9 protein-coding genes are annotated in these 12,977 nt (G+C 41.7%); all 9 read right to left on the reverse strand.

Features of this window, described 5'->3' with window-relative positions:
- Positions 1-317 precede the first annotated feature (317 nt).
- The gene (locus DSM02_RS12455) at positions 318-542 is read right to left on the reverse strand and encodes a hypothetical protein (RefSeq protein WP_128765949.1); all 225 of its coding nucleotides are present in this window, start codon (positions 540-542) and stop codon (positions 318-320) included.
- Positions 539-685: a hypothetical protein gene (locus tag DSM02_RS20395; RefSeq protein WP_164918309.1), complete on the reverse strand. Its 147-nt coding sequence runs from the start codon at positions 683-685 to the stop codon at positions 539-541. The genes DSM02_RS12455 and DSM02_RS20395 overlap by 4 nt, the downstream gene beginning before the upstream one ends.
- Positions 686-897: 212 nt before the next feature.
- Positions 898-2,322, reverse strand: a complete 1,425-nt coding sequence (locus DSM02_RS12460; RefSeq protein WP_128765950.1) for a TolC family protein — start codon at positions 2,320-2,322, stop codon at positions 898-900.
- Between the two features lie 83 nt (positions 2,323-2,405).
- A complete protein-coding gene (locus DSM02_RS12465) occupies positions 2,406-3,083 on the reverse strand; it encodes an ABC transporter ATP-binding protein (RefSeq protein WP_128765951.1) in 678 nt (225 codons plus the stop codon).
- A 62-nt stretch (positions 3,084-3,145) separates the two neighbouring features.
- Complete coding sequence (locus tag DSM02_RS12470) at positions 3,146-5,506, reverse strand: ABC transporter permease (protein WP_128765952.1); 2,361 nt, start codon at positions 5,504-5,506, stop codon at positions 3,146-3,148.
- A gap of 53 nt (positions 5,507-5,559) precedes the next feature.
- Entirely contained in the window at positions 5,560-7,956 is a 2,397-nt protein-coding gene (locus DSM02_RS12475) for an ABC transporter permease (RefSeq protein WP_128765953.1), read from the reverse strand.
- 53 nt (positions 7,957-8,009) lie between these two features.
- A complete protein-coding gene (locus DSM02_RS20735) occupies positions 8,010-8,363 on the reverse strand; it encodes an ABC transporter permease (protein ID WP_317128246.1) in 354 nt (117 codons plus the stop codon).
- 42 nt (positions 8,364-8,405) lie between these two features.
- Positions 8,406-10,454 (reverse strand): ABC transporter permease, encoded by a 2,049-nt coding sequence (locus DSM02_RS12480; protein WP_317128247.1) that lies wholly within the window; start codon positions 10,452-10,454, stop codon positions 8,406-8,408.
- Positions 10,455-10,539: 85 nt separating this feature from the next.
- The gene (locus DSM02_RS12485) at positions 10,540-12,960 is read right to left on the reverse strand and encodes an FtsX-like permease family protein (RefSeq protein ID WP_128765954.1); all 2,421 of its coding nucleotides are present in this window, start codon (positions 12,958-12,960) and stop codon (positions 10,540-10,542) included.
- Positions 12,961-12,977 lie beyond the last annotated feature (17 nt).

Below are 12,977 nucleotides of genomic sequence, written 5' to 3' on the forward strand. Positions count from 1 at the left end.
CGCGCCTGAAAATTTCCACATCAAACTTTTTATTCACTGCTTTTTACCCATTACGGTTACCGTACAGGCGCAGAACACCAAAATAAATAGCTTGAAAAATAAATTGGTATATAATATTGATTCTATTTTTAAAATTGAATAATTCCATAATAAACATCGGGTAGACATTTAGTTTAAGGAATTTAATATATCTTCTTTTTGTCAGTTTAGAAGGCGTAAACAAGGATTTGTGATGATGAATCCAGGTCTACTTTGTAGACTCCGATTTCATTTTCTATGTTAGGGTAAAAGGATTAGTTTTCAAGCCAATAAGATCACTACGATTCTAAATCTTCTTTACGTTTAAGGATATAATGATAGGTATTGCTTCCCTTATAAGTCGTTATGTAACTGTCTAAATATTCATAGCCGTTTTTATCCATAAAATTCAAGGCATCAATCATAGAATTAAACAAAAGACGTTCTCCATTTTCATCTTTTATTTTGGTGTTTTGGTTACCCATTAAATTGCCCTCCTGACCAAACTGAATTTCAATGTTCATTTTTTACTCATCGTTCTCGGGGTACCTTCGATTTCGATATACTTAATATCAATATCTGCTATGGGTTTATCATTTACGGTTTGCGCGTGCCCCTCTAACGTGATGATCATGAATACAAGTGCCATCAATCCAAATTTCTTCATTTTAAGGTATGTTTAAACGTTAAAATAGATTTGCTAAAAAACCATCAAATACAATACCATGCTTCTGATTTTCGCTACCTAAAGCATATCGTATCAACTTCTAACTAATGAGAATATGGATTGACGCACCAGAACTACGTGTTGATGAACTACATCAAATTGGTTATTTTCATTTCGAATCTTTACCAACGTATTATCCTAAATATAGCGTCTTACCGAATTGGGTTCCCCTGATAAAACTCCAGCACTTTATCGCGCAAAAGATACGTGTAGTGGGTATTGGTTAAATTGATTCGGGCGTTATCCAGGCGGTTTTTACTGGTGATGTATTCTACACTGGTAGCCACACCCAGGTTGAAGCGCGCCTCATTGATGGCAAATGATTTTTCATAAGCTGCAACCTGCTCTTGCAGCAACTCATAGTTGGTCGCCGCAGCATCCCAATCGTTATACGCCTGTGCGATGTTTTGTTTCAGCGCACGTTTGGTTTCAGCCAGAGCAACCTCAGCCCGACTCTGCTCAACCTTTTGTAGTTGTACATTGTTCTTTGCCCGAAACCCGTTAAACAACGGGATGCTCACCGATACTCCTACTGTAGAATTGAGGTTGTTATTTAACTGATCGGTATACGAGATGCCGCGAGATTCAAACTGCGTTTCTTCTGTAAACACACTATAATCTGTTCCCGAAATGCTTACAAAATCGGCCGTCTCAATAAGTTGATTTCCCGTTTCTTCAAACAAACGGGCGGCGCTGGAGTAGTTGGTATTCAGGTTGGCAAACAGGCTGATCTCGGGGATGTATTGCGAGCGTGCAACCGCAACTCCTTTGACCGTAGCCTCAAGCCTTAGTTCACGAGCCTTTATAGCTGCAAGACTTTGCAGGGCCTGCTCGTAGATGCCAACGGCAGACAGTTGCTGGTTTTCAAATTCAGTTATCAGAACCAGATTTTCTGCTTCAATTTCCGCATCGGTATTCAGTAGAAACTTCAGGTCTTCAAGGGCGTTGTTCAGACTGTTGGCGGCATCGGTTATGGCATTTTGATCTGTGGTCAGTTGTCCCTGCAAATCGTAAAAATCAGAAGGATTGCCGGCCTCTTCTTCGTTGAGTTTCTCAAGACGTTTTAACTGTTCCTGAGTTGTAAGCAAACGGGTTTCCGCCAGTTTTACGAGTTCGCGGGCGTTTAAAACCTGCAGAAAACTCAACGTAACATCAAGCATCCGGTTTTGGCGGGCTTCTTCCACTTCCATCCCGGCAGCAGCTTTATTGAGGCTGCTTTGTTTGAGACTGTTAAGCAGTCTAAACCCGTTAAAAACCGTGGCACTAAGGCTAAGTCCGGCATTTGAAAAATTGAGCTGTTCGGTCACATAGGCATTGGTAAACGGGTCAATGCTTCGGCCATTACTCACCCCATAATTATAATCGGCATTGACCCGGGGTAAAAGCGCGTTTCGGTTTTGTTTATACTGAATGTTTTCGCCCTGCGCATTGAGCTCCGCGCGTTGAACCGAAAAGTTTTGGTCTAAAGCGATCTCGATACAATCTTCCAGTGTAAGCGTGGCTTGTGTTTCTTGTGCCTGCAAGTTACAGATCATAAATAAGCAGGCCGTCAACAGGCCTGTGAATGGATTTTTCATAATGCTTTTGATTGATGATGAATGAATACAATTTTAAAAGCGCCCAGGTTGATGATTTCTTTGAGTGGGCGCTTTTTTGGATTTTAGTTTGACGTCTGATGCTGTTTGCTTCCGTCGAGCAGGTGAATGATGCGATTGCCATACGCCGCATTAGACTCGGAGTGTGTTGCCTGAATAATGGTTACCCCTTCCTGATTTAATTCTCTAAAGAGTTCCATAATTTCTTCGCCTTGTTTCGAATTGAGGTTTCCGGTAGGTTCGTCTGCCAGAAGGAGTTTAGGCTTAGCGATCAATGCCCGTGCAATGCCCACCAGTTGTTGCTGCCCGCCACTCAATTGCGCCGGAAACAAATCTTTTTTCCCTACGATATTGAAGCGGTCCAGCATATCTGCAACCAGCGCCTTTCGTTCTGAAGACTTGCTATTCTTGTACAAAAGCGGGGTTTCGATGTTTTCATAAACGGTTAACTCATCGATCAAATGATAGGCCTGAAATACAAAACCGATGTATTCTTTATAGAGTTTTGCACGTTGCTTTTCTTTTAAACTGTGTACAGGCTCCTCATTAAAAATGTACTCGCCTTCCTGAAATTCGTCGAGCATCCCGATGACGTTAAGCAAGGTCGATTTCCCTGATCCCGAAGGTCCCATTATGGAGATAAACTCGCCTTCTTTCACATCAAGGCTGATGTCATTTAGTAAAAAGACGCGTTTCCCGCCTTGTTTGACCCATTTGTAAATATGATTGAGTTGTAAGAGCATGGTTTATTTTTATTGTTATTATTATTGTTATTGCCACTAATTCCTCTTGGGGATTGGGACGCTTATTCAGTTCGTAATGATTTTACGGGGTTTACCCATGCAGCTTTGATGGCTTGAAAACTAACGGTAAGCATCGTTATAATCAAAAGCACCGCAGCTGTACCGATAAATATCCACCATTCTATGGCTACCCTATAGGTATAATCCTGTAACCAGTCTTGCATGATGTAGTAGGCCATGGGAGATGCTATAAGCAATGAAATGACTACCAACTTCAATAAGTCACTTGCTAAAAGCCTGGCCACATGTTGTGCACTGGCTCCCAAAACTTTTCTGACCCCCATTTCTTTAGCGCGATTTTCAGCCATATTTGCTGCCAAGCCAAAAAGACCCAAACATGAGATAAAAATAGCAAGTCCTGCAAATAAAAAAGAAAGTGATGCCATTTGCTTTTCATCAGCAAATTTTTTGGCGTACGATTTATCCACAAATTCATATACAAATGGGTATGCAGGGTTGTATTTTTTAAATACCTGCTCAATGAGTCCCAGATTCTTTTGTGTGGTGTTGTTGGGGTTTAAACGCAAAAGCGTATTGTAATTGTAGTTTTTATAGCCCATAACGATCATAGGTTTTACTTCCTCGTAAGGCGAACCTATTATGAAGTCTTCAAAAACACCCGCTATAGTCAGTGTCAGGTCCTTCCTCTTAATGGTTTTTCCTATAGGATCTGTAATTCCTGTCTTTTTCAGTGCCTGCTCGTTAATCAGAATCGAGGTACTATCACGTGGAAATTGAGCAAGGTTGATATCCCGGCCGGCAATCAGGTTCAAGCCCATGGTTTGCACAAAATCGCCACTGGTTCTATAAAGCGAAAAGCTTAAGTCTTCGTCCTCTTCAGACTTCCCGTTCCAGCTAAAACCAGAACCGGTACTGGCTTCTGAGGTAACACCAAAAGCGGTTTTACTCATCGCCTCAATAGCTCCATTTTTAAGAAGTTCGTTTTTGATCAATTCAAAGTTTTTATCAATATCCCCTTCTAAAGGTATCTCGATCAAGTGGTTTATATCATAACCTGTATCGCGATTTTGAACAAAATTAATCTGATTGTAAATAACCACCGTGCTAATGGTAAGTACGATCCCCACTGAAAACTGGGTTACTACTAATACTTTACGGGAATTGAAAACACACCCTCGTTTTTTAAAGTTTCCTTTAAAAGCTTTTATAGGCGAAAACCCAGAAAGTAAAAAGGCCGGATAGCTTCCGGCTAACAAACCGGTTATTAAAATAAAGACTCCTAAGCCTAACCAAAGCCAAGGGCTCAACCAGTTTATAAATACTGAACTGCCAATAAGTTGGTTGAAAGCAGGCAATACTACAATCGTGATGAGAACAGCTAAAACTCCTGCTATGCTGGCCAAAAGAACAGACTCAGCAATAAACTGAAGCATTAAACTTGATCTTCCTGCCCCTATTACTTTTCGCACCCCTACTTCTCCTGCCCGTTTGCGACTCTGAGCCGTGCTTAAATTCATAAAATTAATACACGCAATTACCAGGATTAGGATACCTATTAGTCCTACCAAGCGTACGGTTTCAATACGTCCACCAGCGACTTTTCCATTTTCGAAGCGAGAATACAAATGCCATTTTTTAATAGGATGCAAAAAGATTTCTGTCTCAGATTCAGCATTGTATTTTTTTATTTCTTCTTTAATCTTGTGATTAAATTCATCAACAGCAGTATTGGGTTTGAGCTGCACATAGGTATAAAAGGTATTCGTACTCCAGGAATTATTATTACTGTATAGATTTTCATTCGCTTTTAAAGAAACCAGGTAGTCAAAATCAAAATCAGTATTAGCCGGTAAATTTTCTAAAACTCCGGTTATTTGATAGGTATCTTCATTATCAATTTTTACCATTTTGTTTATTACATCAGCTGTACCAAATAATTTTATAGCGAGCTCTTCTGTAATTACAACGGTGTTGACCGCGTCGAGGGCATGGGCAGAATCTCCTTGCAACAGCGGAAAGCTGAACATACTCAAGAAGGCATTGTCCACATCATTCCCCTTAGCCTTAATGTGCGTATTTCCTGTACTAAACAATCGGTCTTTACTCCAATAGATACGTGAGCTTTGCGCTACTTCAGGAAAGTCTTTTTCCAAAGCAGCCCCTAAAGGTCCTGATGTGACATCCCAAGTGTAAATTTCACCAGGTCCTGTACTTCTGTTGTAGACTTTAAACAAAGAATCTTCATGGGTATGAAAACGTTCAAAACCCATCTGGTACTGTACCCAGGCTGCAATGAGCAGTACTGCGGTCATCCCAATGGTCAAACCTGACAAATTAATGATTGTAAATGCCTTATTTTTAAGCAGATTTCGCCAGGCGATTTTGATATAGTTTCTAAGCATAATTTCTATCTTTTAGTTCCCCTTGGGGAATGTTTGAGGGACAATGGGGGTTATTATTCAGTTCGTAATGATTTTACCGGGTTTGCAAGTGCGGCTTTAATCGCCTGAAAGCTGACCGTTAAAATCGCAAGTGCCATAGCCCCCGTACCAGCGCCTAAAAAGACCCACCAGTGTATGGTGGTTTTATAATTAAAGTCCTGAAGCCACAGATGCATAAAATACCAGGCTAGCGGCGATGCGATGAGAATAGCCAAAAGTATTAATTTCAAAAAATCAAAAGAGAGCAGGGTGGTAAGCTGTATCACAGATGCTCCCAAAACCTTACGCACGCCCAGTTCTTTGACCCGCTGCTGCGCGCTAAAGGTTGCCAGCGCAAAAAGTCCGAGTCCCGCGATTAACATCGCGAGGATGATAAAGAGATTAAAAACCTGTGACAGCCGCTCTTCTGAGCGAAACATCGCGTCAAAAGCATCATCCAGAAACTGATATTCAAACGGAGTAGCAGAATCGTATTGGGTATAAATGGCTTCTATTTGAGACAGCAATTGGGATACGTCGCTATCCGGCTGAAAATGCACAAACAGACAGCCTCCGCTTTTACCCAGAATGTTTGTGGTTGCCTGGGTTTTTGAATTCACAAACAAGGCCAACGCATTTATAGGAGCGTCCAGGTTTTCAAAATGAAAATCTTTAACTACTCCAATAATTTCCCTTTTGCTGTTTCCGAAAAGCAGGCTTTCTCCTATAGGATTAGATCCCAGTTTAAATTTGCTGATGGCCGCTTCGTTAATGACTACCTGTTCGCTTTTAGAATAATAATGTTCGTCTTCGGGTTTTAGTTCCCAGTTTACGTCCAGGGTTTGAAAGAAGTCGTCATCTACTGCAAAAATAGGCAGGCCTATAGCATCAGGCATGTGTTCGGAAGAAACAAAAAACATATTGTAGCCCTTGTAAATAGGATATTGAGTTACTGCCGTGTTGGTTACCTGCGAAAGCTTTTCGATCTCATTTCTAAAAGGCGTGCTATTGGTACCCATTGTTTTCTGCAGTGGTAACATCACGACGTCAGAACGATTTAGACCGGTATCAACACCCCGCACAAAATCAAGCTGCTGATGAATGATAATCCCACTCACTAAAAGGGCTATCGCGATCACAAATTGCACAGTGGTACATACCTTACGCAAACGCACCCCTCCCATTTTTGAAGCACGACTGCTTCTCAGGTTTTCAACCGGATTGAATGCTGACATCACCAGTGCTGGATAAAAACCGGTTGCCAGAATGGTAAAGACCAGCAAACCGGCGAGTATGCTTAAAAAGGTAGGATTGAGAAAAAAGACAGCATCAATCTCAATACCCAGAATACCAAAAAACCAGGGTTTTAGAACCACACTAAGCACTACCGAAACCACAAACGCAAGCAGTACATAAAGCGTGGATTCTATATAAAACTGAAAAGCAACACTTTTTCTGCTCGCACCATTTACTTTACGCACGCCGATTTCCTTAGATCGCAAGCTCGCTCGTGCTGTTGATAAGCTCAGATAATTTACTAATGCCAATATTAAAATGAGCACCGCTATTAACGGAAAAATACTGATGTATCGGGTATTTGAAGCATCTCTTCCGTTTAAATGTTTATCAGTAAGTAAACTCAGACTATACACATCAGTAGCATCTGCATTACCTTGAGTACTTAATTCCTGCATGGTTTTTTCCACCGTCTTCACATCGGATGCGTTTTTCAGTTTTAAGTAGGTTGGAAACGAACCTAATCTGAAGGCTTCGGAATCAAAATCACGCTTATAGTCATTCATGGTAGGCATACTGCTTAACGATGCCACAAAGTCGGGGTGAATACTGGAATTGCTGGGTGTATTTTCCATAACTCCGGTTACCGTAAATAGATAGGTACTATCCTTCCGCACCGATATCGACTCCCCTATCGGGTTTTGATTTCCGAAATACTTTTTAGCCATATCCTGGCTAAGCACCAGAGAATAAGGCTTGGTTAAAGCTTCTGTTTTGCTGCCTTTGAGCAGTTTAAAAGAAAAGAAATCAAAAAAATTAGCATCAGCATAGCTGAAATCCTTTTCAGAAAACCGGGTACCTGGTTGTTGCGTATTGGTCAGGATTACCGGTTTATACTCATCTTTTAAACGCAGGCTGGAGAAAACTGAAGGACTCGCATTTTCGATGAGTGCCCCAACGGTTGCATTCATCGCATTCATATAGATCGTATCGCCGCCCATATTTACCTGAGCCTCTACAGTATACATACGATCAGAATCAGCGTGAAAGCTATCATAGCTACGCTCGTGTGCCACATAAAACAGAATAAGCGTGCACGCAGTAAGCCCAATTGCCAGGCCACCAATGGTAATAATACCGGAGAGCTTATTCTTAAGCAGATTCCGCCACGCGATTTTGATATAGTTTCTAAGCATAATTTCTATCTTTTTTCCCCTTGGGGGAAATGTCCGAAGGACAATGGGGATTATTACTCCGTTCGTAATGATTCTACCGGGTTTCTTAGGGCTGTTCTTAAGGTTTTAAAACTCATTATTGCCAGAGCGAGCACGACCATTCCTATTCCGCTTAGGGCAAAAACCCACCAGCTCATTTCGGTTTTGTAGGCATAATCCTGAAGCCAATTGTGTAATCCCCACCAGGCCAAAGGCATGGCAATGAGATAGGCTAAAAGCACCAGCTTCAAAAAATCTCTACACAACAATAGGTTGAGTTGTACCAGAGATGCTCCCAAAACCTTACGAATGCCTATTTCTTTGGCGCGGCGTTCGGTGGTATGAATAACCAATCCCAGAAGCCCCAGGCAGCTAATCAATACCGACAATCCGGTAGCCCAGTTGAGCAGGCTTGCAATGCGTTGCTCCTGCTAGTAAAAGTTGGCAATCGTCTGATCTAAAAAAGTTATTTTAAAATCTTCACCCGGATATATATTTTTGTAAACCTGCTCAATTTCAGCTAGTGTTCCGCTCCAGCCGGAGGCTTTATCACCCAACACTAAATGCACAGTTCTGAAATTTGTACGGCGTTCTCTACCGGTATCTCCCGTAAGGACTAAGGGTACAATTCCGGTCTTAAGTGAGCGTTGCTTAAAATCCTTCATTACTCCTACTATCAGTCGTTTATTACTGTTCAGCTCAATATACTTTCCTACGATATCTTCGGGATTGTGAAAACCAAAAGCCTGCATTCCGGTTTCATTGATGATATATTCTTCGATAGTATCGTTGAGTGGTTTTCTTCCCGCCAAAATATCGATGTTATAAACATCCAAATAATCGCCATCGCCGTTGAGAACCTGAAGCTCCTGAATGACTTCCTGATTTTTGGTTTTGTAAATTCCCATTCGGGTAGCCATATTGTGAGATGCCGGAGGCATTCCCCCTAAACTAATCCTGGATATCCCTGGTAAATTCCTGATTTCCTGTTCTAAAACGAAGCGTTTATCGACCTTCTGATCTTCCCACGGAGTTTGAAGGTATACAACAGCATCTGTTCTAAAACCCAAATCACTATGCATCATAAAGTATATTTGTTTGCTCACCAGCAGGGTGACAATCACAAAAACCTGAGCAATTACAAATTGCGAAACGGTTAATACCTTGCGCAGAGAACTTTTATTTTCAGATCGTATAAGCTCGCCCTTAAGTGCTCGAGATGGCTTAAATCGAGACAAAACAAGTCCTGGATAAAAACCGGATAAGAACGTGAGGATCGTAATAAGTCCAAGCACCAGACCGGTAAACCAAGGACTTGCCATAAGCGTAGCATCAACCCCTTTAGGGATGAAGTCATCAAATACCTTTAAAGCGAAGATTGATAAAATAACCGAAGACAGCGCTGCAAGTAAGGTTAGCAAAAAGGTTTCTCCCAGAAACTGAACAATCAACTGTCTTTTTGAACTTCCCAAGGTCTTACGAATACCTATTTCTTTTGCGCGCTGCGTCGCCTGAGCTGTGTTGAGGTTGATGAAATTGATACTTCCTAAAAGCAGCAAAAAGATTGCTATAAAAATAAGGCTGATCAATATATTCTTATTCGCTTCAGGCCGTGAATAATCGTAAACACCATACTCCTGATCAAAGTGTAAATCTGCAAGTGGCTGCAGATTAAATGTGCGCTTATTATTATATTTTATCATATCAGCATCTACGTGCTGCTCACTTAATGCTACTAACTGACTCTTTATTTGTGCTGCTGTACTATGCTCAGAAATCTTGATATAAAGTTGCGAGGCATTATTGGTCATCCCCCAGCTATCATTTAGAATCTGATCTTTACTTCCCGTTTGCTTTGCGGTTGCTAAAGAGACAAACTCATCAAAGAAGAAATCAGAGCGCTTGTCAAAATCTTCAACTATACCGGAAACCACAGCCTGAATATCAGCATTATACTCAATAGTCTGCCCCATTACTGCTGTTAAGGGTAGATTAGGAAAATATTCTAAAGCACGTTTACGGGTAAGCACCACCTGATTGGGTTTCTGTAGTGCAGTTTCTTTAGAACCGGCAATCCACTTGTATTGAAAGAGATCAAAATAACTCGCCTGAGTGAGTATGATTTTCTCCGGATCTTTAAAAATCTGTTCGCTGGAAGCAGCCTTACTTTCACTGATCCACCAATTAAAAAAATAAGCCGATTGCTCAATTCCGGTTAATTCTTCACGTACTGCAAGTCGCATAGGTGGCGCTACTCCACCGTTTTTCATATCACCCTGAGGGGTTTCAAAATCGGTCACAACGCGATACATACGATCCCCACCCTGGTGAAAGGTGTCAAACGTAAACTCATAATACACCATCAACCCAATCACAAAAGCAGCGCTTAAACCAATAGCAAGACTGATGATATTTATGGCTGAAAAAAGCTTGTTGTTCCAGATATTCCGCCAGGCGATTTTGATATAATTTCTAATCACAATTTTAGTTTTTAGTTTGCTACTTCTCTCCCTTTGGGAGACCTGCCTGCCGGTAAAGGTAGGGATGCCCAAAGGGCAGAGAGGGCTATTCTGTTCGTAACGATTCTACCGGATTCTTCAGCGCTGCCCGTATGGTTCTGAAACTTATGGTTACCAGTGAGATGAGTAATGCAGCCACACCGGCAGCTATAAACACCCAAATGCTTAACCTAATGTGATTGGCATAATCCTGAAGCCAGTTATAGGCCAGCCACCAGGCTACCGGTGCGGCAATAGCAAAACTGATGCCTACCAGTTTTAAAAAGTCTATAGAAAGCAACCAGGTTATGCGGGTAACACTCGCCCCCACCACTTTACGAACCCCTATTTCTTTACGCCGCTGTGCCACGATAAGCAATGAGATCGCAAACAACCCGATACAACTCAATAAGATCGCCAGTATAGAACCACTGGTAATCATCGTTGACATTTTTTGTTCAGCTTTAAAGGTGCGGTCTATATTCTCGTCTAAAAACGAACCTAAAAAGTTGGCGTTAGGTTCTATGTCTTTCCATATAACTTCCAGAAGAGCCAGTGCGCTGGCGGCTTTATTGGGAGCTGTTTTTATAAAGGCATAATATTTATTAGAATCGGGTTCGAGAAAAACAGTAAGTGGCTCTACCGCATTATCTAATTTTTGAAAATTATAATCTTTTAAAACACCCAGGACATGATACACCGTACTATCTCCCAGAATCAGACGTGCTTCTAACGGGTTCTCTTCCTGTAATTGTGCTGCCATACGCTCATTAATCAAAACCCCCAGGCTATCTGTCGCAAACGAGCGGTCAAAACTCCTTCCTGCAAGGAGTTTGAGGTCTAAAGTTTCCGGGTAATCATAACCCACGGTAAGCATATGCGTGCTGACGCCCCTTCCTTTATAATCAAATCCTAGCTCACTGGTCATCTGCCCTCCATCTTTGCCCAATCCCAGTATATTGTCTGCTGAAGTAATACTTACTATCTCTGTATGATTCTCCAGTTTATTCCGTAAAAGTTTAACCGCCTGCGCACCCACAAGTTTTCCGTTAAGCGGTAGTGAAATCACCTGTTCTTTATTGAAGCCCAGGTTTTTATTGCGCATAAAATCAATCTGTTGCCAAAGTACAAAGGTGCCACTGATTAACACAATGGCAATACCAAACTGCACCACCATAAGAAAATCGCGCACCCGATTTTTGCGGGTAAGGTTCAACTTCCCTTTTAAAGCCTGAAGGGTTCCCAATTTAGAAAGTAGTAAAGCAGGATAGCCCCCGGCGATAAGGGTGATTAAAACAAGGGCCGCTACAAAGCCCACAACCATATCAACTGAAACAATAGCTTCAAAACTCGCTCGAGTTGAAAAAAGCGTCCTGAATGGATCGACAAGCAGAAAAGCGAGTATACCCCCTAAAATTGCTGCAACCACAAAAACCAAAATGCTTTCACCCCAAAACTGAAAAAACAATTGGGCTTTACCTGCACCCAAGGTCTTGCGCATCCCAATTTCACGTAAGCGCTGCGTACTTTTGGCTATACTCATATTGATAAAATTCACACAAGCTATAAACAGAATGAGAAAACCAACACCTAAAACCAAATAAGGCATGCTCTTTTCTACCCGGGCTATCCCTGCATCAAAATTGGCATAGGCCACATCTTCAATAGGAAGAAGCCGTATTTGTCTGTAATTTCCCTGTGCATCAGGCTTTGCCCCGTCCCGTTTTAGCGATTCTATTTCATCTTCATAATGCAACTGTGAAAATCCTACCGTTGCCTTTTCAAATTGTGCCGCAGTCATCCCTTGAGCAAGTTGCATATACACCTCATGATTGTTGCTGCTCCAATTGTCTTTTATATCGGCGTATGAATAGGATGCTTGATTGCTAAAATCTAAGGCCAAATCAAACTTAAGGCTGCTCTGCTCTGGGAAATCTTCGGTAATGGCAGCGACGGTAAAAGGCTTTTCTTCCCCTTCGGTAATGACGCGTATGGTTTTTCCTAAAGGATCTTGGGTGCCAAAAATGCGATTTGCAGCATGCACTGTTAGGGTCACGGTACTTTTATCTGATGTAGGCTTGTCCTTATTGCCTTCAATAACCGGGAAACTGAACATGGAAAAGAAATCAGGATCCACGTAAGCAGCATTCATACGCAGCTCTTTATCGCCAAAAATCACCAGCACCCCTTTGCCGTTATACCTCGCTATTTGCCTAACACCGGGGACCTCCTCCTTTAATGCTGGTGTAAACGGCACCGCTTGAGGCTCATTAGCTTCTATACCTTCTGGCGTTTGTTCGGTATAGTAGATTTGATATAGAGACGCTCTATTTTTATGGAAACTGTCGTACGAAAGTTCGAAAAAAGCATACATACCTAAAAGTACAGCCACCGCAAAGGCCGTACTCAACCCCACAATATTGAGCAATGTAAACGTTTTGTCCTTCCACAGGTTTCTAAAAGCGATTTTGATATAATTTCTGAGCATAGCTGATTGATTTTGAT

Source organism: Leeuwenhoekiella polynyae (assembly GCF_004104075.1).
Classification (GTDB): domain Bacteria; phylum Bacteroidota; class Bacteroidia; order Flavobacteriales; family Flavobacteriaceae; genus Leeuwenhoekiella; species Leeuwenhoekiella polynyae.

What these genes read in the sequence shown, in the direction of transcription:
- DSM02_RS12475 (WP_128765953.1), bottom strand. Translation starts at nt 7,956, where the DNA reads ATGCTTAGAAACTATATCAAAATCGCGTGGCGGAATCTGCTTAAGAAT.
- DSM02_RS12455 (WP_128765949.1), bottom strand. Translation starts at nt 542, where the DNA reads ATGAACATTGAAATTCAGTTTGGTCAGGAGGGCAATTTAATGGGTAAC.
- DSM02_RS12460 (WP_128765950.1), bottom strand. Translation starts at nt 2,322, where the DNA reads ATGAAAAATCCATTCACAGGCCTGTTGACGGCCTGCTTATTTATGATC.
- DSM02_RS12470 (WP_128765952.1), bottom strand. Translation starts at nt 5,506, where the DNA reads ATGCTTAGAAACTATATCAAAATCGCCTGGCGAAATCTGCTTAAAAAT.
- DSM02_RS12485 (WP_128765954.1), bottom strand. Translation starts at nt 12,960, where the DNA reads ATGCTCAGAAATTATATCAAAATCGCTTTTAGAAACCTGTGGAAGGAC.
- DSM02_RS20395 (WP_164918309.1), bottom strand. Translation starts at nt 685, where the DNA reads ATGAAGAAATTTGGATTGATGGCACTTGTATTCATGATCATCACGTTA.
- DSM02_RS12465 (WP_128765951.1), bottom strand. Translation starts at nt 3,083, where the DNA reads ATGCTCTTACAACTCAATCATATTTACAAATGGGTCAAACAAGGCGGG.